The organism is Stenotrophomonas sp. STEN018, from assembly GCF_056760235.1.
Genome location: NZ_JBRREK010000005.1, coordinates 116,428 through 141,441, shown reverse-complemented (window position 1 = coordinate 141,441; position 25,014 = coordinate 116,428). Strand labels below are relative to the sequence as shown.

General features: G+C 62.8%; 24 protein-coding genes and 1 tRNA gene. 8 read left to right on the top strand and 17 right to left on the bottom strand.

Annotated features, from left to right (window positions below; genetic code table 11):
• The first annotated feature begins 219 nt into the window (after window positions 1–219).
• The 5 genes from ACVOMB_RS03695 (at window position 220) to fliP (ending at window position 3,302) form a co-directional block, all read left to right on the top strand.
• Complete coding sequence (locus tag ACVOMB_RS03695) at window positions 220–735, top strand: flagellar basal body-associated FliL family protein (RefSeq protein ID WP_481529929.1); 516 nt, start codon at window positions 220–222, stop codon at window positions 733–735.
• A gap of 9 nt (window positions 736–744) precedes the next feature.
• Complete coding sequence (fliM, locus tag ACVOMB_RS03690) at window positions 745–1,761, top strand: flagellar motor switch protein FliM (RefSeq protein WP_481529928.1); 1,017 nt, start codon at window positions 745–747, stop codon at window positions 1,759–1,761.
• Window positions 1,754–2,101, top strand: coding sequence for a flagellar motor switch protein FliN (gene fliN, locus ACVOMB_RS03685; protein WP_481529927.1), 348 nt, complete (start codon window positions 1,754–1,756; stop codon window positions 2,099–2,101). Before fliM ends, fliN begins: the two co-directional genes overlap by 8 nt.
• Entirely contained in the window at window positions 2,098–2,505 is a 408-nt protein-coding gene (fliO, locus tag ACVOMB_RS03680) for a flagellar biosynthetic protein FliO (protein WP_057628148.1), read from the top strand. Before fliN ends, fliO begins: the two co-directional genes overlap by 4 nt.
• Before the next feature lie 74 nt (window positions 2,506–2,579).
• Entirely contained in the window at window positions 2,580–3,302 is a 723-nt protein-coding gene (fliP, locus tag ACVOMB_RS03675) for a flagellar type III secretion system pore protein FliP (RefSeq protein WP_481511369.1), read from the top strand.
• Window positions 3,303–3,337: 35 nt separating this feature from the next.
• Here the strand turns inward: fliP and ACVOMB_RS03670 are convergent, their stop codons facing one another.
• Genes ACVOMB_RS03670 through lexA form a run of 4 tightly spaced genes read right to left on the bottom strand, consistent with a single transcriptional unit; the run spans window position 3,338 to window position 9,077 of the window.
• On the bottom strand, window positions 3,338–6,427 hold the full coding sequence (locus ACVOMB_RS03670) for an error-prone DNA polymerase (RefSeq protein WP_481529926.1): 3,090 nt from the start codon (window positions 6,425–6,427) through the stop codon (window positions 3,338–3,340).
• Window positions 6,424–7,845 (bottom strand): Y-family DNA polymerase, encoded by a 1,422-nt coding sequence (locus ACVOMB_RS03665; RefSeq protein ID WP_481529925.1) that lies wholly within the window; start codon window positions 7,843–7,845, stop codon window positions 6,424–6,426. Before ACVOMB_RS03665 ends, ACVOMB_RS03670 begins: the two co-directional genes overlap by 4 nt.
• A 3-nt stretch (window positions 7,846–7,848) precedes the next feature.
• Window positions 7,849–8,469 (bottom strand): translesion DNA synthesis-associated protein ImuA, encoded by a 621-nt coding sequence (gene imuA, locus ACVOMB_RS03660; RefSeq protein WP_481529924.1) that lies wholly within the window; start codon window positions 8,467–8,469, stop codon window positions 7,849–7,851.
• Complete coding sequence (gene lexA, locus ACVOMB_RS03655; RefSeq protein WP_481529935.1) at window positions 8,469–9,077, bottom strand: transcriptional repressor LexA; 609 nt, start codon at window positions 9,075–9,077, stop codon at window positions 8,469–8,471. The genes imuA and lexA overlap by 1 nt, the downstream gene beginning before the upstream one ends.
• Before the next feature lie 159 nt (window positions 9,078–9,236).
• Here lexA and ACVOMB_RS03650 point away from each other — a divergent pair, with 159 nt between their 5' ends.
• On the top strand, window positions 9,237–10,181 hold the full coding sequence (locus tag ACVOMB_RS03650) for a GGDEF domain-containing protein (protein ID WP_481529923.1): 945 nt from the start codon (window positions 9,237–9,239) through the stop codon (window positions 10,179–10,181).
• A gap of 127 nt (window positions 10,182–10,308) precedes the next feature.
• Here ACVOMB_RS03650 and ACVOMB_RS03645 read toward each other — a convergent pair whose 3' ends face one another.
• The 12 genes from ACVOMB_RS03645 to serS form a co-directional block, all read right to left on the bottom strand.
• Window positions 10,309–10,446, bottom strand: coding sequence for a hypothetical protein (locus ACVOMB_RS03645; RefSeq protein ID WP_481529922.1), 138 nt, complete (start codon window positions 10,444–10,446; stop codon window positions 10,309–10,311).
• Window positions 10,447–10,550: 104 nt separating this feature from the next.
• Window positions 10,551–11,249, bottom strand: a complete 699-nt coding sequence (locus ACVOMB_RS03640; protein WP_282267016.1) for a YiaD family glycine zipper/OmpA-like lipoprotein — start codon at window positions 11,247–11,249, stop codon at window positions 10,551–10,553.
• Window positions 11,250–11,386: 137 nt separating this feature from the next.
• Window positions 11,387–12,796, bottom strand: a complete 1,410-nt coding sequence (locus ACVOMB_RS03635) for a cryptochrome/photolyase family protein (RefSeq protein WP_481529921.1) — start codon at window positions 12,794–12,796, stop codon at window positions 11,387–11,389.
• Between the two features lie 14 nt (window positions 12,797–12,810).
• Window positions 12,811–14,241, bottom strand: a complete 1,431-nt coding sequence (locus ACVOMB_RS03630) for a replicative DNA helicase (RefSeq protein ID WP_481529920.1) — start codon at window positions 14,239–14,241, stop codon at window positions 12,811–12,813.
• Window positions 14,242–14,450: 209 nt separating this feature from the next.
• The gene (locus ACVOMB_RS03625; protein ID WP_481529919.1) at window positions 14,451–15,008 is read right to left on the bottom strand and encodes an NADPH-dependent FMN reductase; all 558 of its coding nucleotides are present in this window, start codon (window positions 15,006–15,008) and stop codon (window positions 14,451–14,453) included.
• Window positions 15,009–15,108: 100 nt separating this feature from the next.
• Complete coding sequence (locus ACVOMB_RS03620; protein WP_481529918.1) at window positions 15,109–15,963, bottom strand: EcsC family protein; 855 nt, start codon at window positions 15,961–15,963, stop codon at window positions 15,109–15,111.
• 5 nt (window positions 15,964–15,968) lie between these two features.
• Entirely contained in the window at window positions 15,969–16,544 is a 576-nt protein-coding gene (orn, locus tag ACVOMB_RS03615; RefSeq protein ID WP_481529917.1) for an oligoribonuclease, read from the bottom strand.
• A 91-nt stretch (window positions 16,545–16,635) separates the two neighbouring features.
• Window positions 16,636–17,139 (bottom strand): tRNA adenosine(34) deaminase TadA, encoded by a 504-nt coding sequence (gene tadA / locus ACVOMB_RS03610; protein ID WP_481529916.1) that lies wholly within the window; start codon window positions 17,137–17,139, stop codon window positions 16,636–16,638.
• Window positions 17,140–17,427: 288 nt separating this feature from the next.
• Complete coding sequence (locus ACVOMB_RS03605) at window positions 17,428–18,966, bottom strand: sensor domain-containing diguanylate cyclase (protein ID WP_481529915.1); 1,539 nt, start codon at window positions 18,964–18,966, stop codon at window positions 17,428–17,430.
• Between the two features lie 227 nt (window positions 18,967–19,193).
• Window positions 19,194–19,283 (bottom strand) — tRNA-Ser (locus tag ACVOMB_RS03600).
• Window positions 19,284–19,350: 67 nt separating this feature from the next.
• A complete protein-coding gene (locus ACVOMB_RS03595; RefSeq protein WP_481529914.1) occupies window positions 19,351–20,343 on the bottom strand; it encodes a LysR family transcriptional regulator in 993 nt (330 codons plus the stop codon).
• A gap of 577 nt (window positions 20,344–20,920) precedes the next feature.
• Complete coding sequence (serS, locus tag ACVOMB_RS03590) at window positions 20,921–22,198, bottom strand: serine--tRNA ligase (RefSeq protein WP_481529913.1); 1,278 nt, start codon at window positions 22,196–22,198, stop codon at window positions 20,921–20,923.
• Window positions 22,199–22,311: 113 nt separating this feature from the next.
• Here serS and ACVOMB_RS03585 point away from each other — a divergent pair, with 113 nt between their 5' ends.
• Window positions 22,312–22,962, top strand: a complete 651-nt coding sequence (locus tag ACVOMB_RS03585; protein ID WP_481529912.1) for an energy transducer TonB — start codon at window positions 22,312–22,314, stop codon at window positions 22,960–22,962.
• A gap of 102 nt (window positions 22,963–23,064) precedes the next feature.
• Window positions 23,065–23,562: an energy transducer TonB gene (locus ACVOMB_RS03580; protein WP_481529911.1), complete on the top strand. Its 498-nt coding sequence runs from the start codon at window positions 23,065–23,067 to the stop codon at window positions 23,560–23,562.
• Here ACVOMB_RS03580 and aroA read toward each other — a convergent pair.
• Complete coding sequence (gene aroA, locus ACVOMB_RS03575; RefSeq protein ID WP_481529910.1) at window positions 23,546–24,859, bottom strand: 3-phosphoshikimate 1-carboxyvinyltransferase; 1,314 nt, start codon at window positions 24,857–24,859, stop codon at window positions 23,546–23,548. The two genes, ACVOMB_RS03580 and aroA, sit on opposite strands and share 17 nt — an antisense overlap.
• Between the last annotated feature and the right edge of the window lie 155 nt (window positions 24,860–25,014).

The following is a 25,014-nucleotide window of genomic DNA, read 5'->3' as shown; positions in this document are numbered from 1 at the left end:
TATTAAAATACATTTTTTCTTGCGCTTCCCTCCCCCCGCGTGGCGTGGGGGCCGTGGGCCCCCTCCCGGGGTTGGATGCTTTGCCTCCCTCCCCGCCCCCCCCCCCCCCGCCGCTCCCACAAGCTTCAAAGCCTCGTGTCAACTTTCCGACTCCGGCCCATTCACCTCCTCCGGCACAGCCCTTGCATCTGACTGGGCAGCAATCCTGAGGAGCTCCACGTGGCCGTTGCCGCAGATAAAAACCGCAAAGCTGAACCCACCAAGGAAGCGGCAAGCAAACCGCGGCGCTCGTTGTTGGTTCCCGCACTGATCGCCGTGTTCGCTGCCGCCGCAGCCGGCGGCGGGGTCTGGTACTTCACCCAGGGCAAGGCCCACGCCGAAGCCAGCAAGGATGCCAAGCCCAAGACGCCCGCTCCGGCCCAGTACTTCGCGCTGGACCCGGCCTTCGTGGTCAACCTCAGTGGCCCGGTTGACGGCCCCCGCTACCTGCAGGTCGAAGTGCAGCTGATGACCCGTGATCCGCTGGCGCTGACTGCGCTGCAGACCCACGCCCCGGCCATCCGCGCCAAATTATTGATGCTGTTCTCGCAGGTTGAGCCAACCCAGATCGCCGATCGCGCGGGCAAGGAAAAACTGCAGGCCTCCGCGCTGGCCGAAGTGCAAAAGCTGATGAAGGCCGAAACCGGCCAGAACAGTGCTGACGAATTGTTGTTCACCAGCTTTGTGACCCAGTAAGGCGCCACGATGAGCATCAACGACCTACTGTCCCAAGACGAGATCGACGCCCTGCTGCACGGCGTCGATTCCGGCTCGGTCAATACTGCCGAACCGGCGGCGGCGCCTGGCGAAGCGCGTTCGTACGACTTCGCCAGCCAGGACCGTATCATCCGCGGGCGCATGCCGACCCTGGAAATGGTCAATGAGCGTTTTGCCCGCTTGTGGCGCATCGGTCTGTTCAACCTGATCCGTCGCTCGGCCGAGTTGTCGGTACGGGGGATCGAGCTGGTCAAGTTCGGCGACTACCTGCATTCGCTGTATGTGCCGACCAATCTCAACCTGATCCGCTTCAAGCCGCTACGCGGCACCGGCCTGATCGTGTTCGAGCCGACCTTGGTGTTCGCCATCGTCGACAACTTCTTTGGTGGTGACGGGCGTTACCCCACCCGCATCGAGGGCCGCGAGTTCACCGCGACTGAAATGCGCGTGATCCAGCTGATGCTGAAGCAGACCTTCACCGATCTGCGAGAGGCCTGGGGCCCGGTGATGAACGTCGATTTCGACTACATCAACTCCGAGATCAACCCGCATTTCGCCAACATCGTCAGTCCGCGCGAGTACGTGGTGGTCAGCCGCTTCCACGTCGAGCTCGACAGCGGCGGTGGCGATATCCACATCACCTTGCCGTACTCGATGCTGGAGCCAATCCGCGAGCTGCTGGACGCCGGCATCCAGAGCGACCGCAACGACCGCGACGAGAGCTGGGCCATCATGCTGCGTGAGCAGCTGGATACCGCCGAAGTCGAGCTGTCCAGCGTGCTGGCCAAGCGCCGCATGAGCCTGCGCGAGCTGACCAAATTGAAGATCGGCGATGTACTTCCGATCGAAATGCCCAAGCAGGTGCCGCTGTGCGTGGAAGGCATCCCGGTTTTCACCGGTGAGTTTGGTGTATCCAACGACCGCAACGCCATCAAGATCACTGCTACCCATCCTCCGGGAAAGCGCCCGAGCGTCCCCGTGATTCAGGAAAACACCGATGAATGACAACCACTCCCCCGAGACTGAAAACGCCGCAACGCCGGCACAGTTCAGCAACCTGCAAGCCGACAACAGCATCAGCACCGATCTGGACCTGGACGTCATCCTCGACGTACCGGTGACCTTGTCGCTGGAAGTAGGCCGCGCTCGCTTGCCGATCCGCAACCTGCTGCAGCTCAACCAGGGCTCGGTGGTGGAGTTGGAGCGCGGCGCGGGTGAATCCTTGGACGTGTTCGTCAACGGCACCTTGATCGCTCATGGCGAAGTCGTCGTCATCAACGACCGCTTCGGTGTGCGCCTGACCGATGTAGTCAGCCCCAGCGAGCGTATCCGGAGACTGCGTTGATCGCATTGCTCGCCTATGCCGCACCGGCCGCCAAGGCGGCGACGCCGGTGGGCCAGCACGCGGCCAGTGCGCCCGGCCTGTTCGGCGCGTTCTTCACCTTGCTGCTGGTGCTGGGCCTGATCATCGGCCTGGGCTGGCTGCTCAAGCGCATGCCCGGCGGCGCGTTCCGCCCCGCCGAAGGCCTGAAGGTGGTCGCCAGCATCAACGTCGGCGCCAAGGAGCGCGTGGTAGTGGTCGACGTAAACGGCCAGCAGCTGCTGCTGGGCATTACCGCCGGCGGCATCAGCACCTTGCACCAGCTGCCTGAGCCGCTGCCGCAGACGCCCGCTCCGGCCCTGCCCAATCTCAAACAACTACCGAATTTCGCCCAGTTGCTGGCACAGAAGCTGCGCAAGGACTCCTGAACATGTCGGGCCAAGGTTTCAACTCTCGCGGTTTCAACTCACGTGCGCTCTGGCAAGTACTGATCGTGCTGGCGATGCTGGCATTGCCGCTGTTTGCCTGGGCCGCACCCGGCCCGCAGGTACCAGCGCTGCCGGACGTAAACGTCGGCAAGATTGGCGGCGCGCCGGTCAGCCTGCCGTTGCAGACCTTGTTGTTGATGACGGCAATCACCTTGCTGCCGTCGATGCTGCTGGTACTCACCGCGTTCACCCGCATCATCATCGTGCTCGGCCTGCTGCGCCAAGCACTCGGCACCGGGCAGACCCCGTCCAACCAGATCCTGCTTGGCCTGGCCTTGTTCCTGACTGCGATGATCATGATGCCGGTCTGGGACAAGTCATGGTCCACCGGCATGGCACCGTATCTGGATGGCAAGATCGACTTCCAGACCGCATGGCAGCTGTCCACCGCACCGCTGCGCGCCTTCATGCTGGCGCAGGTCCGCGAGACCGACCTGATGACCTTTGCTGGCCTCGCCGGGCAAGGCCCCTACGCCAGTCCGGATGCGATTCCGTTCCCGGTGCTGGTTGCCTCCTTCGTCACCAGCGAGCTGAAGACCGCGTTTGAAATCGGCTTCCTGATCTTCATCCCGTTCGTCATCATCGATCTGGTCGTGTCCAGCGTGCTGATGTCGATGGGCATGATGATGCTGTCACCGATGCTGGTCTCGGCGCCGTTCAAGATATTGCTGTTCGTGCTGGTGGATGGCTGGGTATTGGTAGTCGGCACCTTGGCAGCGAGCTTCAACGCGGTGTAGTTGTCGACCGCTGTTACGACGAACTTCTGCGATGCTCAATGAAAGTCACGGCTGCGTACGTCCAGACTGCCCAATAGCGGGGACAGATCATCCAGGCGGCGTGCGATCAGATGACGCACGCCGTTCTCGGCTTCTAGCCGGCCGCTGACCTGCATCAGCCGTGATTCCAGAAACACCTGCCGCTGGCGCTCGGCCAGCTGCCGCCAGACCACCACATTGATCTGGCCGAACTCGTCTTCCAAGGTGATGAAGGTGACGCCGCTGGCAGTTGCTGGCCGCTGACGCCCGCGCACCAGCCCGGCTACCAGCACATTGCCGGTGCTGCGCATGCTTTCCAGATCCTTGGAGCTGCGGCAGCGGCGTGCACTCAGCTGTCGCCGCAGACGCGCCAGCGGATGCAGCTCCAACGTGGTCCCGAGCAAGGCGTAATCCGCGCTCAGATCCTCGCCAGCGCTGGGCATCGGCAAGGCGACATCGGCTTCGGCAGTCGCCGGTTGGTCATCAAACAAGGGGCGCTGGTCTTCGACGCCGGCAATCGCCCAGCGTGCTCGATGCCGGTTGCCGGCCATGCCGCGCAAGGCACCGGCATCGGCCAGCAGGGCGCGTGCGCGTGCGTCCAGATCAGCCCGTCGACACAGGTCGGCGATATCCGTAAACGTGGCCTGTGCCCTCGCCCGCTCGATCCGCAGCGCGTCTTCGGCATTGAAGCCACGCACCAGGCAAAAGCCCAAACGGATCGCCAGCTGCTTACCGTCGCGCTCCCATTCCAACGAACAGTCCCAGCCGCTGTAACGCACATCCAGCGGTCGTGTCGCCACACCGTGCCGGCGCACATCCTGCAGCAGCTGATCCGGGCTGTAGAAACCCATCGGTTGGCTGTTGAGCAGTGCGCAGGTGAACTCGGCTGGATGGTGGCATTTCAACCAGCTGCTGGCATAGGCGATCAGCGCGAAACTGGCCGCATGGCTTTCTGGAAAACCATAGCTGCCGAAGCCCTTGATCTGCTCGAAGATGCGTTCGGCGAACTCCAGCGGATAGCCGCGATCCAACATGCCTTGGGTGAGTTTCACCCGATGCGGCTCCAGCCCGCCATGGCGCTTCCATGCTGCCATCGAACGGCGCAGACCATCGGCTTCGTTGGCGTTATAACCGGCCGCCACCATTGCGATCTGCATCACCTGCTCCTGGAACAGCGGCACGCCCAAAGTGCGTTCAAGCACCGCCTCCAAGGCTTCGGAGGGATAGCTGACCAACTCCTCACCGGTACGGCGGCGCAGATAGGGATGCACCATGTCGCCCTGGATGGGGCCAGGGCGGACGATGGCCACCTCAACCACCAGATCATAGAACTTGCGCGGCTGCAGACGCGGCAACATCGCCATCTGTGCACGCGATTCGATCTGGAACACGCCGACGGTATCGGCACGGCTGATCATCTCGTAGGTAGGTTTGTCTTCCTTTGGGATCGTCGCCAAGGTGAAATGCAGCCCGTGATAACGCTGGATCAGATCGAAACAACGGCGTACAGCGGTGAGCATGCCCAGCGCCAGCACGTCGACCTTCATCAAGCCAAGTGTTTCCAGGTCATCCTTGTCCCACTGGATGACGGTGCGCGCCTCCATAGCTGCGTTCTCTACCGGCACCATGCTGTGCAGGGCGCGTTCGGAAATAACGAAACCACCCGGATGCTGGGACAGGTAATGCGGGAAGTCGATCAGCTCGTTGGCCAGTATCAGGATGCGCCGCAGCAGCGGGCTGTCCGGATCAAAACCATGCTCACGCAGACGCTCTGCATCGGGCACGCCATCCGACCACTGGCCGATGCTGGAGGTCAGCTGGGTGATCACATCGCCGGGCATGCCAAGCACACGTGCCACATCACGCAGCGCGCCGCGCCCACCGTATTGCGTGGCTACCGCGGCCAAGGCGGCCCGTTCGCGGCCATAGCGTGAGAACACATACTGGATGACTTCTTCGCGTCGCTCGTGCTCGAAGTCGACGTCGATATCCGGCGGCTCATCGCGGTCATCCGAGATGAAGCGTTCAAACAATAGATGGCTATGCGAGGGGTCCAGCTCGGTGATGCCCAGCACGAAGCAGACCACCGAATTGGCCGCCGAGCCGCGTCCCTGGCAAAGAATGCCGATGCTGCGCGCATAGGCCACCAGATCGTGCACGGTGAGAAAGTACGAGGCGTACTTCTTCTTGGCGATCAGGCCAAGCTCTTTTTCGATCAGGGCCTGCGCCTCTGCGCTAGCACCTTCCGGCCAACGCCTGCGCACGCCACGCGCCACCAGCTCCGTCAGCCAGCACTGTGCGGTGTAGCCGGCAGGCACCACCTCGCTTGGATACAGGTAATTCACCGCTTCTTTCAGGTCGAACCCAGCGCAGCGTTCGGCGATGCACAGCGTCTGTTGCAAAAGCTCGGGCGGATAGATCGCCTGCAACGCCGATAGTGGACGTAGATGCCGCTCGCCGTTGGCAAACAAGCGCTGCCCGGCCTCGGCAACAGTGACGCGGTAACGAATGGCGGTCATCACATCCTGCAATGCCCGGCGTCCACGCGCATGCATATGCACATCACCGGCAGCGACCAATGGCAGCTGCAGCTGCTCACCAAGCGCCTGCAGTTGCTGCAGGCGAGCGTCATCATCGGCACCGTGATGCAGCTCCACCGTAATCCAGCAGCGTTGCGGGAACCATTGCCGAAGCTGCATGCCCTCGGCAGGTTCCGGCTGCCCAGCAGGCAACCACAAAGCCAATAGGCCGCTGCGATCAATCGCCGCAAGGTCCTCTGCCAACAGGCGATATTCGCCCTTTTCCGCGCGTCGCCGTGCCTGCGTGATCAACCAGCACAACGCCTGATAGCCTGCAGCGTTTTCCACCAGCAGCACCAGCTTGGGCCCGTTCTCCAGCTGGATCTCACTGCCGACGATCAACTGCAAGCCGGTTTCCTTCGACGCACGCCAGGCACGCACAATGCCGGCCAGCGTGCATTCGTCGGTGATCGCCAGCGCTTGATAGCCATGCGCCTTGGCCCGCGCAAACAACTCATCCGCAGTCGATGCACCGCGCTGGAAACTGAAGGCGGACAAGCAATGCAGTTCGGCATAAGCGGCATTCATGCGAACCAGCCCTGCAGCATGAAACCACCCTCGCCGCCCACCTCACGCCAGGCCCAGGCCTGCTGGCCGAAGCGGGTGCTGACCCGGTAGTAATCCCGGCGTACGTCATCGCCGTCCCACCAGCCACTTTCGATCCGCTCCGGTGCCGACAGCAGTTCCGGGCTTGCTCCCGGCCACGGCTGTGGCGTGCGCAGCAACCAACCGGGACGTATTGGTGACGGCAAGTTACTGGCTGTTGCAACTGCAGCAGGGGCAAGCTCGCCACGCCAGGCATATTCAGGCCGATGGTCGGCATGTACACGCAACCCGTGCACGGATTGATCGCCCAGCCGGGCGCGCAGACGTTCGCGCAGCTGCTCCCACGGCATGCTCTGCTGCGGACGGGTATCAAACAACTCGCGGTGTTCCGGCACAAACGCCGGCAACTGATCGGCGCGCAGGCCAAACTGGCGTACCGGTGCCGGGATCTTGGCTTGTTCCAAACGGCTGCGGGCGATCTCGAACAACAGGCTGGCATCGCGCTCGGCCGCAAGCAGGCCGATTTCCAGCGTGGTTGCAGGCCGGTCTTCGTGCTCCAGCAACAGCACAAAACGCTGCACGCTGCCATCGCGGCCAGCAAGAAACGCGGCAAGATCCGAGGTCAAACGCCGCAACGGGAACAGCAAGGCCTGCGAGGACTCCACTTCGTAACCCAGTTCGATGCGCAGCTCGAATACATCCGGCGGCTGATACGGTTGCAATACAAAAGCCCGCTCGCCGAGCAAGGCATCCAGCTGCCGCAGTACATCCGGCGCAAAACGCCGGTTGACGCTGGCCCGTGGCAAGCCCTGCAATTGTTTGACGGTGCGGATGCCCATGCGCGCGAATGCCGCCGAGGCGCTGGCACCAAAGCCAGCCCGCGCCACCGGCAGCTGCCCGAGTAATGCGGGCAAGCCAGCTTCATCCACGTTCAGACCATCGCGCGCATTGGCCAATGCGCGTGCGGCTACCGGATTGGGAGCCAAGGCGATCCGGTGGCGGAAACCCAGCGCGTCCAATTCCTGCCGCAGACGCGCCTCGAACTTCGGCCACGGCCCGAACAGCGCCAAGCTGTGCTCGATTTCGATGATCAGCGCCTGCGCATACTGCAGACTTACCTGCGAACTGAATTGATAGGCCCAGGCCGCCAGAAACTGGTGCCAATGCAACTGCGCATCGGGCTCGTACGGGTGTATTTCAAAGCCGGTTGCCAGCGCTTGCGCGGTCACCAGCGATTGCCCCGCCTTCAAGCCCAAAGCCGCCGCTGCGGGATTGACCGCGTGCAGCACCCGCCGCTGGCTCGGCCCACTGATCAACACCCGCGCCGCTTCCGGCTCGGCACAGGCGCGCAACACGCCGTCCATGGCCAGATGCGGCAATAGAATGCAGGCCCAGCGCATCGCTTACTGCCCCCGGGCAAAGGGCAATGGACGCGTTGGCACCATGCCACCACGACACTTCAAGACCCGCAGCTGCGCCGGCTGCGCATCGATGGCGATACGCAAGGCGGCCGGCGAAGGATTCCTGGCCGCTTGCAGCGGCCGACTGGCAAAGCCCAGCGTCTGCCCCGATTCGGCGGCCACCTGCAGCCGTCGCAAGGCCTTGTCTTCGGCCATCTGCGGCCAGCACAGCACGGCACCGCAACTGCCAGAACGCAGGCATTGTTCAGTGGCCCACAGCGCATCGCGCTGATCCGCGGCCTGCACCACCTGCAACTGGCGCAGGTCGATACCCGCTGCCTGCCAGGCCGGTGCGTACGGAATATGCGGAGGTGCCACCAGCACCACGCGTTCGCCAGCCTGGGTCAAACGTGCCAATGACGGCCACAGCAGACGCAGCTCACCCACGCCTTCGGCTGGCAACAGGATTTCGCTCAGCGCGGACTCCGGCCAACCACCAGTAGGCAGAACCTCATCCAGTTGCGCATAACCCGTGGATTGGCGGCTGGCCGGCAACGGCGCAGGCCGGCCACGCCAGATCCGGCGCTCATGCAGCAGGCTATCGAGGGCAACAACCGCACCCATCAGCCGCGCCGCACCAGGCCACAGAACACGCCCTCGATGGCGAAATCCTGATCGTGCTGCACTTCAATCGGCGCATAAGCCGGATTGCGTGGCAGCAGGCGCAACTGGGTGCCGCTACGTGACAGCCGCTTGATGGTCAGCTCGCCATCCAGCCGCGCCACCACCGTCTGTCCGTTGCGCGCATCACTGCTGCGCCTGACCCCGACCAGATCACCGTCGAAGATGCCGTCGTCGATCATCGAATCACCCTGCACCCGCAGCAGGTAATCCGGACGCGCAGCAAACAGGCGTTCATCCAACGCGAGGGTATCGACCAGCTCGGCATCGGCGCCGATCGGCGTGCCCGCCGCGACCCGGCCAAGGATGGGCACCTGCAGCAGCTCCGCACGCGGCGCCAGCCCGACCGGACGAATCCCACGTGCCTGCCCGGCAGCCACCTCGATCAGGCCGGCCTCGCTCAAGGCCAGTACGTGTTTGCGCGCCGCACCGCGTGATGCCAGCCCACAGGCGGCGGCAATCTCGGCCAACGAGGGCGCCTGTCCGTGCCCATTCACCTGGTCACGGATGTAGCGAAGGATAGCGGCACGACGCGGGCTGAGGTCAGTCATGGAGTACATTTGTACTCCATCTACACAAAGCTCGCCAGAGGCTGAGCGCCGCTATTCAGGTGAATACGAAAAACACAGCGCCGCTGCTATCTTTTGCTGCATATGGACCCTAAAACCTCCATAAAATCGCATCCGTCCCTGCCTCAGGCATTGCGCAGCGTGCCGCTGCGTACCATTGCTCCGGTCACCACGCTGGCCTTGCTGTTCTTCTCGATTTGGCTGTGGTTTGACGGGCAGCACCTTGTTGCCGCAGCCAGCTGCCTGTTGTCAGCACTGGCCCTGCTGGCCAGCGTATGGATCCATCAGCGCAAGCCCCGCTTGGAGACAGGCGGCGTGCTGCTGTGCCTGAGCACGGTAGGCGGCAGCCTGCTCTCCGCCTGGCAGCTGGGCAGCGACGCACTGCCGTGGACTTACCTGACCTTGATGTCCAATTTCTTCATCGTCCGCAACCAGATCGCCACCCCGCTCAATCTGTTGCTGGTTGCTGGCCTGCTGCTCATGCCAAACGTGCTGCTCGGCCATCCTGCACACCTGCAGGCACTGACCGTGATCGTGCTGGTGTTCGGCTTTGGCTACCACTTTTCACGCCGCCTGCAAGGCGACCGCACTCGCCTGGAGATGCTGGCATCGCTGGATGCACTGACCGGCGTCCCCAACCGACGTGCTTTGGAAAAATCATTGCAAGCGCATATCGATGGCGTCCGCGATGAACGCTACCGGCAAGGCCTGGTGGTGATCGACATCGACAACTTCAAAGAGGTCAACGACCACTACGGCCATGGTGCAGGTGATACCGCCCTGTCAGATCTGGCTGCCATCCTGCGTTTTGAACTGCGTGAGAACGACCAGGTATTTCGCTTTGGCGGCGAGGAGTTCGTGATTCTTGCCGATACCGGCAGCCATGAAGCGCTGGTCCGGTTTACCGAACGCCTGCGCAAGGCGGTCCATGAATCGCTGCGCGGGCCAGGCGGCCGCATCACCATCTCGGTAGGTGCGGCGATGTATGCCGGCGAGCAGCGTTGGCAGGACTGGTTTGCGCGTGCCGATACCGCGCTGTATGAGGCCAAGGGCAAGGGGCGTAACAGCGTGGTGGTTGCGGAGTAGCTTTGGCTTCGACTCCCTCCCTTGCGCCGCAGGCGTAGAGGAGGGTTGGGGAGGGGTAGCTTTCGCTTTTGCCCTTGCTTCCGCAGTGCATGCAGCGCTTTTCCCGCGAGCCAAAGCCAGAGCCCCCTCATCCGGTGCTGCGCACCACCTTCTCCCGCAAGCGGGAGAAGGGAGCGAAAGCGAAATCAACAGCTGCAACAGCAACCAAAACCAAAGCAACAGCCAAAGCAACAGCCAAAGCCAAAGCCAAAGCAGCAACAGCCAAAACTACCCCTCCCCAGCCCTCCCCTGCGCCTGCGGCGCAAGGGAGGGAGTAAAGAAGGGCCGCTTGCGCGGCCCTTCTTTTAAATCATCAAGCAACTGCTTCGATCAGGAACGCAGCGGGATCACCCGGATCTCGACGCGGCGGTTCTGCGCGCGGCCCGCATCGGTGCTGTTGTCGGCGATCGGATAGGCCTTGCCTGCGCCCAGGGTTTCAATGCGCTCGCGCTGTACACCCTGCGCGGTCAGGTACGCCGCCACGGCATCAGCACGCTCCTTGGAAATACGGTTGTTCACCGCATCGGTGCCGATACTGTCAGTGTGGCCGACCACTTCGATCATGGTCTGGTTGTACTCGCTCAAGGTGCTGGCAACACCATTGAGTGCACCGTAGAACTGCGGCTTCAGCGTGGTCTTGTTGAAATCGAAGGTAATGCCGTCGGGCAGGCTCAAGGTGATGTTGTCACCATCGCGCTGCACGTCGATACCGGTGTTGGCAGTGCGCTCACGCAGTGCGCGTTCCTGACGGTCCTGGTAGTTGCCAACTGCAGCACCGCCGAGTGCGCCGATACCGGCACCCACCATTGCGCGCTGACGACGCTCGGTGGCGTTGCCGCCGCTGAGCAGGCCGGCAGCAACACCGATGGCCGAGCCGATCAACGCGCCCTTGCCGGTCTTGTTCTGCTGCTGGGTCTGATTGCCGTACTGGTCCTGCTGCACATACGAGCCACCGGTGGCACAGGCCGAGAGGACGGCTGCCGCCACCAAGCCAATGGAAAGATTACGAACAACAGTAAGGGTGGTCATCTGAGTCTCCTGATAGGCCGGACTGGCCAGCGTGGATTTGCCGGGCAAGCATAAACATCACGACGCACTACCTGCGTGATCCTCAACCTTCGTCACAGGTGTCCATTCATCTAACTGTCTTGCGCGTTAAGCCAGTGTCAGCGACAACGCTGGTAGGCGGCCAAGGCCTCATCGCGGCCCTGCGCAAGGTCCACCAGGGGCCGGGTCGGGTAGCTTGGCGCATGCTCGGCCAGCAGCTGCGGGAACTGCCAGGGCGCGAACCGCGCCTTCAACGGCAGCGCGGCCAGTTCGGGCACCCAACGGGTGATATAGCGCGCGTTCGGGTCGAACTTCTGCGCCTGCGTCACCGGGTTGAATACGCGGAAATACGGCGCCGCATCCGCGCCGGTACCGGCGATCCACTGCCAGCCCATGCTGTTGTTGGCCAGGTCGGCATCCACCAAGGTATCCCAGAACCAGCGTGCGCCTTCCTTCCAGTGCATGCGCATGTGCTTGCACAGGAAGCTGCCCACCAGCATCCGCACCCGGTTGTGCATGTAGCCGGTGGCCCACAACTCGCGCATGCCGGCATCGACGATGGGGATACCGGTACGGCCCTGCTGCCACGCTGCCAACATCTCCGGCTGCGCCGGCTCCCAGGCAAAACGCTCGAAGCGCGGATTGAGATTGACGTCGCTGGTCTGCGGGAAATGATGCAACAGGTGGCAGGAGAACTCGCGCCAACCCAGCTGGCGGATATAGCCATCGATGTCCGCATCACGGCCGGCGCTGCGCATGCCTTCCAGCGTGTACGCGATCCGCCACGGCGCGATCTCACCGAAATGCAGGTGCGGCGACAGCAGCGAAGTACCAGTGCGATCCGGCAGGTCGCGCTGTTCGCGGTAGCCATTGAGTGCGCCTTCGGCGAATACTTCCAGCGCTTCCTGTGCCCCGGCCTCGCCGGGCTGCCAGTGTTCCCAGAAGCCGGCATCCCAACCCAGCCGCGGCTTCAGCGCGAGTGCCTGCAAGGTAAGACCAGACAGCTTCACCGGACTCAGTTTGCGCGGCGCTTCGGACAGCTCAGGCAGCCGCCAACGGGTCAATGCGTTGCGCCAGAACGGGGTGAATACCTTGTACGGTCCGCCTTGCAGCGTGGTCAGTTCCCACGGTTCGAACAACAGATAGCCGTTATGGCTTTCCACCTGCAAACCCTGCTCGCGCAGGCCACGCTTGATCGCCGCATCGCGCGGTTGCGTGGCCGGTTCGTACTTGCGATTCCAGTAGACCGCTTCAGCACCGCTTTCAGCAATCAGCGCCTGCAACTGCGCCATGCTGTCGCCACTGCGCAGCACCAAGGCCGAACCGATGGCGCGCAGCTGTGCATCAAGCTGCTGCAGTGAATGATGCAGCCATGCGTCGGAGGCCGCGCCCGGCGCCCAAGCCCCCTCTTCCTGCGGTGCATGGATGTAGACCGGCACTATCTGGTGACCCGCGTTGATCGCGGCCTGCAACGCCGGGTTGTCACGCAGCCGTAGATCGCGGCGGAACCAGACAATGGCGGTGGACATGCAGCAACTCCCGCTTATTCGAATGAACCGACCGAATCGTGGCTCAGATTGTCAAAGCGGGTGTACTCGCCGAAGAACTTCAATTTGCACGAACCGGTGGGGCCACCACGGTGCTTGCCGATGATGATCTCGGCCAGGCCCTTATCGGGCGAGGTTTCCTTGTTGTAGTAATCGTCGCGGTAAATGAAGACGATCATGTCCGCATCCTGCTCGATAGCGCCGGATTCGCGAAGATCGGCCATCACCGGGCGCTTGTCGGTACGGGTTTCCAGGGAGCGGTTGAGCTGTGACAGTGCAATCACCGGCACGTTCAATTCCTTGGCCAGACCCTTCAGACCACGCGAGATTTCCGAAATTTCGGTCGCTCGGTTCTCGCTGTTACCCGGCACGCTCATCAGCTGCAGGTAGTCGATCACGATCAAACCAAGATCGTGTTCGCGCTTGAGTCGGCGGCACTTGGAACGCAGGATTTCCGGCGACACACCGGGGGTGTCGTCGATGAAGATCTTGGTTTCCTTCAGCATGCGGATAGCGCCGGTTACACGGCTCCAATCCTCGTCTTCAAGCTGACCGGTACGCAGGCGCTGGGCGTTGATGCGGCCGTTGGAGGAAATCAGACGCATCGCCAGCTGCGATGCCGACATTTCCATCGAGAAGATCGCCACGCCCTTCTTTGACTTGATCGCCGCGTACTCGGCGATGTTCAAAGCCAGCGTGGTCTTGCCCATGGCAGGACGTGCAGCCAGGATGATCAGATCGGTCGGCTGCAGGCCGGCGGTCATCGCATCGAAATCGTTGTAACCGGTCGGCAGACCGGTGATGTTGCCACCGTTCTCGAAGCGGTTGCGCAGTTCTTCGAAGGCGTCCTTCAGTGCACCCGGCATGGCAACAAAGTCGGTACGCCCGCGCGCGCCCTGCTCGGCAATGGCGAACACCGACTTTTCCGCAGTCTGCAGCAGCTCGGAGCTGTCGCGCCCTTCGGGCTGGAAACCGTCGTTGACGATATCCGTACCCACCTGGATCAGCTGCCGCAACACTGCCTTGTCGCGCACGATTTCGGCATAGGCGCTGATGTTGGCCGCCGACGGCGTGGTGCTGGCCAGTTCGATCAGGTAGGCACCATCACCGACCAGATCCGACTTGCCCTGCGATTCGAACCACTCGCCCAGGGTGACGGCGTCGAACGGACGGTCACGCTCGGACAGATCGTGGATCGCCCGGTAGATCAGCTGGTGGTCGCGCCGGTAGAAGTCCTTGTCGGTCAGCACCTCGTTGACCCGGTCATAGGCCTCCGGGGCCAACATCAAGCCACCAAGCACGGCCTGCTCGGCTTCCACCGAATGAGGGGGAACGCGCAAGGAGTCGATGCGCTGCTCGCTACGATCAGAACGATCGTTGCGGTCACCGCGGTCGCGGTCGGAACGGAAACCAGTACGGGCGGACATGAAAAGCGTTATTCCTGCAATAAGGCCGTGCGGCCATGGTAGGTGGGCATTGCCCACCGGGATACGTACAAGTCTGTGGATAACCTGTCTACAACCCAAGCCTGCAAGGACTGGGGATTGGGCTGGCATACAGAAACAAGCACCCGGCGCCGTTGCAGCGCCGGGCGTGGATTATCGCATGGGTGGCGCCAGGCCCGCCCGGCCGCGCCTCAGGCCTTGTGCTGGCGCTCGATCCAGAGCAGGAACTTGTCGACAAAACCCTGCAGGAACTGATGGGTGCCGTCGTTGCTGATGCTGCCATCAGCCTCGATCAGGCCCTCCTTGAAGTGCAGGAAGGCCTCCGGCTGCGGCATAACCGCCAGGTCAACGAACACCAGTACATTGCGCAGGTGCTGCTGGGCCAGGGCACTGCCGATGGCACCGATGGAGGCGCCCACCACCGCTGCTGGCTTGCCGGCAAAAGCGTTGTCGCCGTAAGGGCGGGAGGCCGTGTCGATGGCGTTCTTCAGCACACCGGGGATAGAGCGGTTGTACTCGGGAGTGACGAACAGCACCGCATCGGCAGCGCGCACCTGGTTCTTCATGCGCGTGCCCTGCGCCGGGAACTGGCTATCGTGATCCTGATTGTAGAGCGGGATGTCACCGATCTGGATGTAGTCAAACTTGACCCGATCACCTGCCAGCTTCTCCAGCGCCAGCGCCAACCGCCGGTTGATGGATTCCTTGCGCAGACTGCCGACGAAAACCGCGATCTTGTACTGGCTCATGACGACCTCGCTCGGTAAGAAGGGCACAGGCTAGCCAGAATGGGCTTCGTAGCAGGTGAAGGCAACGTCTTGGCGAACCATCAGCGCCGGATGCGCAGCATCAAAGGCGCAGACGCCCGGTAAGCCCGCCATAGGCCAGCCTCACGGTGTCGAAGCCGTACTTCGATTCCAGTCTTTTGATGATGAAGTGACCGCGCGCCATGTCCTGGTAATAGGCAGTGAACATGGTGTTCAAGGTCGCTCCGGCCACCGCACCAATCACCGGCACGGCCTGCGCAACAAACTTCTCCGATACCACCACACCAAAGCGCGCAGCGATCTTCTCCACGATCCTGGCCAGCCACTTGCCGGCCTCTTTCGGGCCCAACCCGAGCAGCACACCGTGACTGCCGCTGACCGCACTGCCTGCCAGCTCCGCTGACAGGTGCCGCATTACCTCGGTGGTGAAGCCACGCGCCAGGTAATAGCCGGTCTCGCTGGCGTCGTCCTGACCGGAGTCACCACCCAGCGCGAACACCTCCAGACAGGCCTGCCGGGTCGCCATCTCGTTCAGATCGAAACCTTCGCTACGGGCAACATCGGCCACCGCGCGCATGATGATGGTAGTGGACAGTGGCAACTCGATTGCCAGCGCCGGCAGACCACCCGCTCCGCCCAGCGCACCAGATGCGGCCGCCGCCAGCTTGTGCAGGCGCGGTGATGCCGGTTTGCCGGGCTGCTTGTTGTCCATCGTCCACAGCGCCGTCTGTGCTGCCTTGTACAAGGCCGCCTCGGTCACACCCTGGATGCGTGAGGACACTGCTGTTGGCAGCTTGCGCACGGCGAACTCCAATGGCCCGCCGATCAGGTTGGCCATTTTTGCGGTAAGCGTGGGCGATTCCAGCAGGCCCACCGCACGCTCCAGATCGGCCAGATCCTGCGCGTTGTCGTGCAGACGAAGGGCGATCTCGTTCATTGTGTTCAGCCGGCTTCCGGCAAGCCCGCCAGCACGCCCATGAACTGCCGGTAATGGCGCAGTTCGGCAATGGAGTCGTGCACGTCGCTGAGCGCGGTATGGCTGGAGGTCTTGGTGACTCCAGCAGCAACCACAGGCGACCAGCGCTTGGACAACTCTTTGATCGTCGACACATCGAGATTGCGGTAATGGAAGTACTTCTCCAGCCGCGGCATCTGCCGGTGCAGGAAACGCCGGTCCTGACAGATCGAGTTACCGCACATCGGCGAGGCGCCGGCCTTGATCCAGTCCTGCAGGAACGCGATGGTCTTGGCTTCGGCCTGACCCAGCGTGGTGCTGCTGTCCAGCACCCGCTGCCACAGGCCCGAGCGCTGGTGCTGATTGCGGTTCCATTCGTCCATCGCTTCCAGCGTGGACAAGGAATGGTTGATGGCGTACTCAGGGCCTTCGGCCAACACATTGAGTTGACCGTCGGTGACGACGGTTGCGATCTCGATGATGGAATCGTTGTCCGTATCCAGACCGGTCATCTCCAGATCAATCCAGATCAACCGATCATTGCCCGCGCTGTTGTCCGCCATGTGCTGCCTCATGCTTGGGGCCGGCGGTCAAGCGCCGCACGGCCAGAATATCGAAGCGCACATGATACCCCTGCCAAAGGTGGGGGCTGCGTCAAAGGTCGTCGAGGGTCAGCAGCGGTCGCCCGCGCTTGGCCCGGAAATAGTTGGTAAGGCGCAGGCTGGCCTCCTGCGCCAGCACCCCGCCCTGCACCTGCACGCGATGGTTATGGCGTGGATCGGTGAGCAGATCGAACACGCTGCCGCAGGCCCCGGTCTTGGGATCGGTAGCAGCAAACACCACCCGTGCGATACGCGCATGCACCAGCGCCATCGCGCACATAGCGCAGGGCTCCAGCGTCACGTACAGGGTGCTGCCAATCAGCCGGTGATTGCCCAGCGCCTTGCCAGCCTGGCGCATCGCCACGATCTCGGCATGCGCACTGGGGTCATGGTTGGCGATATTGAGGTTCCAGCCCTCGCCTAACAGCACGCCGTCAGGGCCCACCAGCACCGCGCCGACCGGGATTTCATTGAACTCAAGCTGCGCGCGATCGGCCAAGGCCAGTGCGTGGCGCATCCAATGTTCGTCGCTGGGGGCTGGATCGATCTGGGACATGCGGGGAATACAGGGGTGGAAGCGGCGCAAGGGTAACGCAGATGGCTACCACCTGCTGCTTCAGTGCCTGTCACCCAAGCCGGAAGAAGCCGTGATGCGTTCTACTTCAGCGAAGAAGGTAGCGAACGCGCCGGGCATCTATCTGTGGGAGCGGCGTAAGCCGCGAAGCTGACCTCGCTCAACCCGTGGCTCCAGTGTCATCTCATGACCCGCTTGCTCCGCGGCTTACACCGCTCCCACAAAAATCGAATGCCCGCGGACCTCATCATCTGAACAGGCAACCTGGCTCTACGGGGTCGCAGCGTTCTCGCGTTCCTGCACCGAAACCCGGTTTCTGCCACTGTGCTTGGACGCGTACAGCATTTCATCCGCTGCCTTCAGCACCGCCTCGATCGCAAAACTGCTCTGCGGCCAATTGGCCAGGCCCAGCGAAATCGTGATCGCGCCGACCTTGGCGATGTTCATTTCCTCCACCGCCACCCGCAGACGCTCGGCTACCTGCCCCGCTGTTGCCAGGGTGGTGGATGGCAGCAGTATCAGGAACTCCTCGCCGCCGACGCGCAACGGCACGTCATAAGCGCGGCAGGCCTCGCGCATGCGCTGGGCGAGCTGCTGCAGGACGAGGTCGCCGACGTCGTGGCCGTGGCTGTCGTTGACTCGCTTGAAGTGATCGATATCGATCGAGATGACCGAAAACGTACTGCCCTGGCTCTCGAAGTTCGCCAGCGCTTCATCCAACCGGCGGCGGTTGCCCAGTTTGGTCAGCGGATCGGTGGTGGTGTCCTCGCGCAGCTTGCTGAAACTCTTGTGGATCGCATCAACACCGATCAGCAAGGCCTTCTTGAGCTCGCGTGACTCGAAGTACCAGGACTTCACCGAGCGGATGTCCTTGGCCGAGGACGGATCCTCCATATTGCGCGCACCATCGGCCAACAAGCGCAGCGGACGCGAGATAAGCCGCGCGCTCCACAGCACCAGGATCAAGGTCAGGATCGTCGCCGGCAGCGCTCTGTACAGCGTGCTCTGCATCAGCTGGGTCAAGGGTGCGAGCGTGACCTCTTCGGGGCGTTGGGCGACTATGCCCCAGCCGGTCGAGGCTACCGGCGCGTAGCCAGCCAGCATTTTCACGCCTTGCGAGTTGACCGCATGCCCTTTGCCCGCCTGCCCCGAGGCGACGCGGTCGACCACGACGTTCTTCTCGACAAAATCACCGATCCGGTCCGGATTGGGGTGATAGATGATGCGCTTCTGCTTGTCGACCACGAACAGGTAGGAGCCATCGACATAGAAATGCTGGCCGAGCAGGCGGTCGAGAATGTTTTCTTTCTGCAGGTAGATCGCGCCACCGACCGCACCAAGATAGCTGCCAGACGCGGACACGATCGGATGATTGATGAAGACGATGAAGTTACCTGTTGCCGACTGATACGGCGCACTGATCAACGGCTGCTTTTCACGCAATGCGGTCTTCACCGCCTCGCTGTTGAGCACCCGCCCCTGCAGACCCATTGTTTCAGGCGAGGTCGCCAGCACCTTGCCGCTGGCGTCGAAGATGGTGATGGAGTTGAAGCTCTTGCTCATCATGCGCAGGCGCGCAGCCTCCTCCCCCAACTGGGAGACATCATCCATTTTCATCGCGAGCAGCTGCGCGGTATAGGCAAGCTGCAGCTGGGACGCCTGCAGGAAGTCCTCGGTGCTCTTGGCCAGCTTGTTGGCGTAGGCGTAGTTGCCGTCCAGCGTGGTGTCGACCAGCTGCTGACGCTGCACGGTGTAGCCGGCATAGAACGTATTGGCGAACGGCACCAGTGCTCCGATCAACGTGAGCACCAAAATAAGTTTTCGTAAATCCATGGATCCCAACGCGGACGCTTGAAGGTAGTGCCGCGACGAACCCACGCATGCCCGGGCGCGCAGCTCCCCCAAGCTGGGCCCATTTTACCAGCGTAACTGTCCTGATTGACCGATACCGGTGTCATCCCGGCGCAACCAACCAAGCAGACGATTTGCCTTCGCGCACAAAAAAGCCGCTGGTGTCAGCGGCTTTTCTGAATATCTGGCGGGCAAAGTGGGATTCGAACCCACGGAAGGTTTAACCCTTCGCCGGTTTTCAAGACCGGTGCCTTAAACCGCTCGGCCATCTGCCCGTAACGTACTGCTACCCCGGATAACGCTCCGGGGCGCGCATTCTCGCATGCCTGCGGGCTTTTTTGTTCAACCTGCTTCGATTGCCAGCGAACCGGCCATCGAGGCGCGGATCTTCTCCTTGGCTCGCTCGCAGGCGCCGCCACAGTGCAGGCGCGAGGCCTCCAGCTCGGTCGGCAGGTGTTCAGCCAGGAAGTCGATGAATACCCGCACCGCCGGCAATAGGCCGCGACGCGAGGCAAACACCGCGTGGCAGATGCCCTGCGGCAGCGACCAGTCCGGCAACACCACTTCCAGCTCGCCGTTGCGAACGGCTTCGGCGCAGACGGTTTCCGGCAGCATGGTGATGCCGAAACCATCCTTGACCATGGCCTGCAGCAGCGGGAAGTCGAAGCCCGCAACGCGTGGCTGCAGTTCGACCCGGCGCACTTCACCGCCAGGACCGTGCAGCTCCCAGCGCTGGCGTGCTTCGTCTTCGCTGATGCTCAAGGTGACGTGATTGCCGAGGTCTTCCGGCGAGGACGGCCGCCCTGCCCGATCCAGATAGGCAGGGCTGGCAACCAGCAACTCCTGCACCTGGCCAAAGCTGCGCATCACCAGACTGCCGTCATCGTCCAGCCGCGAGCGCACCCGCAGCGCCACGTCATAACCTTCATTGATGATGTCGACGCGGCGATTGCTGATGTTCAGCTGCAGCCGCACTTTCGGGTATTGCTCGAGGAATTTCGGAAGCAGTTTGGGCAGCTGCATCTGCGCCAACGACACCGGCACGCTGGCACGCACCAGCCCACGCGGCTCGGCACTGAGCCTGTCCACGACTTCGCGCGCAGCCTGTGCTTCGGCCAGCATGGTCTGTGCATGCCGATGCACGCTGGTGCCAACGTCGGTGACCGCAAAGCGGCGGGTAGAGCGTTGCAGCAGGCGTACGCCGAGGTCGGTCTCAAGCTGGCTGATGCGTCGGCTGAGACGTGATTTCGGGATGCCCAGCGCCCGCTCGGCTGCAGCAAAGCCGCCATGGTCGACCACCATGGCGAAGTAGTAGAGGTCGTTGAGGTCCTGCATGGATTGAGCCCATCATTGGAACGAACTGGTAAATTTAATCACCTTTGTCCTGTATTTACAAATCAGACCACAAACAGTCCTGATTGGAGCCGGTCCGGGGGAAGTGATCGCTACGGGCGATGCCTATTCATTTTCCAGGGCGTAGCCATGCTGCGCTGAGGCATTACCAGCCACGCCCGGTTTTGTGGGAGCGGCGTCAGCCGCGAAGCCTGCAATCCATGAGATTGCCGGCTTTGCGTAATTTCGACGAACCGGGCTTCGCGGTTCATGCGCTTCCGGCGGGCATCTCTGGGCTTGCGGGGATCGGGGGCTGACCTTTTGCCGGACAGGTCCTGCCGAGCATGGCTCGGCACTACAGGCGATGGCGGTAGCTGTGCGCATTTGTAACAGCGGCATAAGCCGCGAAGCCCGCAATCTTTGAGATTACGGGCTTCGGTGCAACTTCGACGAACCTGGTTTCGCGGTTTATAGCCCCTGCAGGTATTTCGGTCCCTGCAGGCCTTGGGGCTGACGCTTTACCGGGCAAGCCCTGCCGAGCATGGCTCGGCACTACATCGCTGGATCGGCAATTCGTTGCTCAGACGATGCTTTCGGCGCCGCCCATGTACGGGCGCAGCGCTTCCGGAATGGTGATCGAGCCGTCGGCGTTCTGGTAGTTCTCCATCACTGCGATCATTGCGCGGCCTACCGCAACGCCCGAGCCGTTGAGGGTATGCACCAGCTCCGGCTTGCCGTTGGGGTTGCGCCAGCGCGCCTGCATGCGGCGCGCCTGGAAGTCACCACAGTTCGAACACGAGGAGATCTCGCGATAGGTCTGCTGCGACGGTAGCCAGACTTCCAGATCGTAGGTCTTGATCGCCGAGAAGCCCATGTCGCCGGTGCACAGCAGCACCTTGCGGTACGGCAGGCCCAGCTTCTGCAGCACCGCTTCGGCGCAGCCGGTCATGCGCTGATGCTCGGCATCGCTGTCTTCGGCGGCGCAGATGCTGACCAGTTCCACCTTCTCGAACTGATGCTGGCGGATCATGCCGCGCACATCGCGGCCGCCGCTGCCGGCTTCGGAACGGAAGCACATCGAATGCGCGGTCATGCGCACCGGCAGACGCTCGGCGTCGATGATCTCGTCGCGGACGATATTGGTCAGCGGCACTTCCGAGGTCGGGATCAGATAGCGCGTGGATTCACCCAGCGCAGTCTTGAACAGGTCTTCCTCGAACTTGGGCAGCTGGCCAGTGCCGCGCAGCGAGTCAGCATTGACCAGCACCGGCACATTGGTTTCTTCGTAGCCATGCTCGTTGCTGTGCAGGTTGAGCATGAACTGGCCCAGCGCACGGTGCAGGCGCGCGATCGAACCGCGCAGCACGGTGAAACGCGCGCCGGACAGCTTGGCCGCGGTTTCCGCGTCCAGGCAGTTGTTGCGGGCACCCAGTTCGACATGGTCGAGCACCGGGAAGTCGAACTCACGCGGGGTGCCCCAGCGCAACTGTTCGACGTTCTCGCTCTCGTCCTTGCCGGCCGGCACATCGGCGGCGGGCAGGTTCGGGATACCCATCGACAGGGTTTCGATCTGCTCGCGCAGCACGTCCAGCTGGGCTTCCGAGCTCTTCAGCTCATCGGCGAACGCGGCAACTTCGGCCATGATCGCCGACACGTCCTCGCCCTTGGCCTTGGCATGGCCAATCGACTTGGAACGGCTGTTGCGCAGGCTCTGCAGCTCCTGGGTGCGCACCTGGATGCGCTTGCGATCAGCCTCCAGCGATTCGAAGGCGGCCACATCCAGCACGTAGCCGCGCGTACTGCGCAGGCGTTCGGCAAGTTCGGCGGGCTGCTGGCGAAGAAGGGCTGGATCAAGCATGGCTGGGCACTGTGTACGGGTGTGAGCTGTAGATTATCGCGCGAACTGCGTCTGTCTGCCGCGTGATTCACCTTTCCTGTGCAAGAATCGGCCTGATCCACACGGTCAAGACCATGTCTGCCCCAAGCTCCCGTTCCGACCAGAATTTCACTTTTCATCTGCCTCGCAGCAGTTTGAAGATTGCCGGCATCGCCTTTGGCGTTGGCGTATTGCTGTTCCTCGTGGTCTGGCTCAGCGCCCGCCGCGACAACGAGCTCTACCGCGCCGATCCGGCCCAGCCGCAGGCCAACAGCGCCGTACTGGCGCCATTGCCGGCGCCACTGCCCGCCGGCGCAGGTGCCAGCGAGATGCCCGATGCGCGCCCGGAAGCCGTGGAAGAAACCCCTGAACTGGTGGAAACCGCGCCCGCCCCGCCACCGCAACCCATCGCCGAGACTGCACCCGTCGAGCCCTCTCCCGTAGCACCGGCTGCAGCCGCCGCCCCCAGCGACCAGCCAGTACCACTGCCAGGCCAGAGCCCTGCCCCGGAATACCCTGCTGCGGCGCTGCGCCGTGGTGAAAGCGGCACGGTGATCGTGCACGTGGATGTCGATGCCAGTGGCGCGCCGCTGGACGTGCGCCTGGTTCAGCGCAGCGGCTCCCGTGATCTGGACCGTGCCGCCCAAGAGGCGGTGCGCAACTGGCGTTTCCAGCCGGCGCAAAGTAATGGCCAGCCCATGCAGGGCAGCCTGGAAATCCCGTTCGACTTCAAACCGTCGCCTTAAACTGAACCCCGGCTCCCCAAGGGGGCCGGTTCATGCCAAAAGTCATTCGCCGTTTGGGAGTGCAGGACCAGACTTGCTGCGTAGACGTTACGCAGAGCCAACATGTCGATGTCCAGCATCCCGCAGCACAGCACAAGTCATCATCCAGTACCGGCCCGCCCACATGGCGTTGCTGCGGCTTGGCTGTGGGGCCTGTTGGTGCTGGCGGTTGTGAGCGTCTTCAGCCTGTTGGGCTACCGCACCCTGCAGACGCCTGTGGCAACTGGCCCGGTGTCCATCACCACGGCCGATACCACCTCGGTGGTCAGCGTTGCCGGCAATCGTGACGCTGAGCCGCTGGCCAGCAACCCAACGCCCGCCTACCCTACCGCCGCACTGAACGCCGGTGTCGAAGGCGATGTGATCGTGCGCCTGCAGGTGGATGCCAACGGTCGGGTCAGCCAAGCCGCGGTGATCGGACACGAGGGCGGCGTTGATCCAGCCCTGGATCAGGCCGCCATCGCAGCGCTGCAGCAATGGCGCTTCCAGCCCGCGATGCGGGATGGACGCGCAATCAACAGCGTCGTACAGGTACCGGTGGAATTCAGGACCGGACGCTGAGTCCGAAGCCGGCACCACTGGCCAGGCTGTCGAAGCCCGGGAACGAGGTCGCCACGTTGGCGACATCATTGATACGCACTTCACCGGTGCTGAGCTGACCGGCAATGGCGAAGGCCATCGAGATACGGTGATCGCCGTGGCTTTCGATGGTGCCGCTGCCCAGCGGGCCGCCGAAAATGGTCGCACCATCGTCGGTTTCATCCACACGCAGGCCCAGATTACGCAGGCCGGTCGCCATCGCCGCAAGACGATCAGACTCCTTCACCCGCAGCTCGGCCGCACCGCGTACGACGGTCTGGCCTTCGGCCGCAGCTGCAGCCACGAACAAGGCCGGGAACTCGTCGATCATGTCCGGCACCAGCGCCTCCGGAATCTCCACGCCCTTGAGCTGCGCATAGCGCACAACCAGGTCAGCGACCTGCTCGCCACCGTGCTCGGCGTGGTTCTCCTCGGTGATATCCGCACCCATCAAACGCAGCGCAGCCAGCAGGCCGGTACGACGCGGGTTCAAGCCAACCGAGCGCAGGCGTACTTCCGAGCCGGGAATGATGCTGGCGGCAACGATGAAGAACGCCGAGGACGAGAAGTCCGCCGGCACCGAAATATCGGTCGCACGCAGACGCTGGCCACCGCGCAGGCGCGCCTTGCCCGGCTCGAACTCGATCTCCACGCCGAACGCGCGCAGCATGCGCTCGGTGTAATCGCGGGTCGGATGCGGCTCGACCACCGAGGTTTCGCCCTGCGCATACAGGCCAGCCAGCAGCACGGCGGACTTCACCTGCGCACTGGCTACCGGCAGTTCGTAATCGATGCCCTGCAACGCCTGCCCGCCATGGATATGCAGCGGCGGGGTGCCATCTTCCTGGGTGTCGATACGTGCGCCCATCTGCGCCAGCGGCCCGGTCACACGACGCATTGGTCGCTTGGACAAGGACGCATCACCTATCAGAACGGTGTCGAACGGTTGCGCGGCCAACAGGCCGGCCAGCAGGCGCATTCCGGTGCCGGCGTTGCCGCAGTCCAGCTCACCTTGCGGTGCCTTCAGGCCATCCACGCCTACGCCATGGACGATCCGCTGCGAGGCCGATGGGGTTTCAAATCGCACGCCCATCTGCTCGAAGATATGGGCGGTGGCGCGGGTGTCCTCGCCTTCAAGAAAACCATCGATATGCGATACGCCATCGGCCAGCGCGGCAAACATCACCGAACGATGCGATACCGACTTGTCGCCGGGAATGGCGAGCGTGCCCTGCAGGGCGGAACCTTTGCGTGCAATCCAGTAGGGCTGGGAACTCATGCGGTCTCTCTAGTATTCAGTGCGCCAGCGGCGCGTCAGCAAACCCTTCTCCCTCCGGGAGAAGGTGCCCGAAGGGCGGATGAGGGTAAGGGCGAAGCCTGTCTGCACTGATTTGAACAGCGCGTGCCACCCAACCCTCACCCCAACCCCTCTCC

Bases quoted from the DNA above. Each gene is read 5' to 3' on its own strand.
- fliM (WP_481529928.1), top strand. From the start codon at position 745: ATGAGCATCAACGACCTACTGTCCCAAGACGAGATCGACGCCCTGCTG.
- fliN (WP_481529927.1), top strand. From the start codon at position 1,754: ATGAATGACAACCACTCCCCCGAGACTGAAAACGCCGCAACGCCGGCA.
- fliP (WP_481511369.1), top strand. From the start codon at position 2,580: ATGCTGGCATTGCCGCTGTTTGCCTGGGCCGCACCCGGCCCGCAGGTA.
- ACVOMB_RS03670 (WP_481529926.1), bottom strand. From the start codon at position 6,427: ATGAATGCCGCTTATGCCGAACTGCATTGCTTGTCCGCCTTCAGTTTC.
- ACVOMB_RS03665 (WP_481529925.1), bottom strand. From the start codon at position 7,845: ATGCGCTGGGCCTGCATTCTATTGCCGCATCTGGCCATGGACGGCGTG.
- imuA (WP_481529924.1), bottom strand. From the start codon at position 8,469: ATGGGTGCGGTTGTTGCCCTCGATAGCCTGCTGCATGAGCGCCGGATC.
- lexA (WP_481529935.1), bottom strand. From the start codon at position 9,077: ATGACTGACCTCAGCCCGCGTCGTGCCGCTATCCTTCGCTACATCCGT.
- ACVOMB_RS03640 (WP_282267016.1), bottom strand. From the start codon at position 11,249: ATGACCACCCTTACTGTTGTTCGTAATCTTTCCATTGGCTTGGTGGCG.
- ACVOMB_RS03635 (WP_481529921.1), bottom strand. From the start codon at position 12,796: ATGTCCACCGCCATTGTCTGGTTCCGCCGCGATCTACGGCTGCGTGAC.
- ACVOMB_RS03630 (WP_481529920.1), bottom strand. From the start codon at position 14,241: ATGTCCGCCCGTACTGGTTTCCGTTCCGACCGCGACCGCGGTGACCGC.
- ACVOMB_RS03625 (WP_481529919.1), bottom strand. From the start codon at position 15,008: ATGAGCCAGTACAAGATCGCGGTTTTCGTCGGCAGTCTGCGCAAGGAA.
- ACVOMB_RS03620 (WP_481529918.1), bottom strand. From the start codon at position 15,963: ATGAACGAGATCGCCCTTCGTCTGCACGACAACGCGCAGGATCTGGCC.
- orn (WP_481529917.1), bottom strand. From the start codon at position 16,544: ATGGCGGACAACAGCGCGGGCAATGATCGGTTGATCTGGATTGATCTG.
- tadA (WP_481529916.1), bottom strand. From the start codon at position 17,139: ATGTCCCAGATCGATCCAGCCCCCAGCGACGAACATTGGATGCGCCAC.
- ACVOMB_RS03595 (WP_481529914.1), bottom strand. From the start codon at position 20,343: ATGCAGGACCTCAACGACCTCTACTACTTCGCCATGGTGGTCGACCAT.
- serS (WP_481529913.1), bottom strand. From the start codon at position 22,198: ATGCTTGATCCAGCCCTTCTTCGCCAGCAGCCCGCCGAACTTGCCGAA.
- ACVOMB_RS03585 (WP_481529912.1), top strand. From the start codon at position 22,312: ATGTCTGCCCCAAGCTCCCGTTCCGACCAGAATTTCACTTTTCATCTG.
- ACVOMB_RS03580 (WP_481529911.1), top strand. From the start codon at position 23,065: ATGTCGATGTCCAGCATCCCGCAGCACAGCACAAGTCATCATCCAGTA.
- aroA (WP_481529910.1), bottom strand. From the start codon at position 24,859: ATGAGTTCCCAGCCCTACTGGATTGCACGCAAAGGTTCCGCCCTGCAG.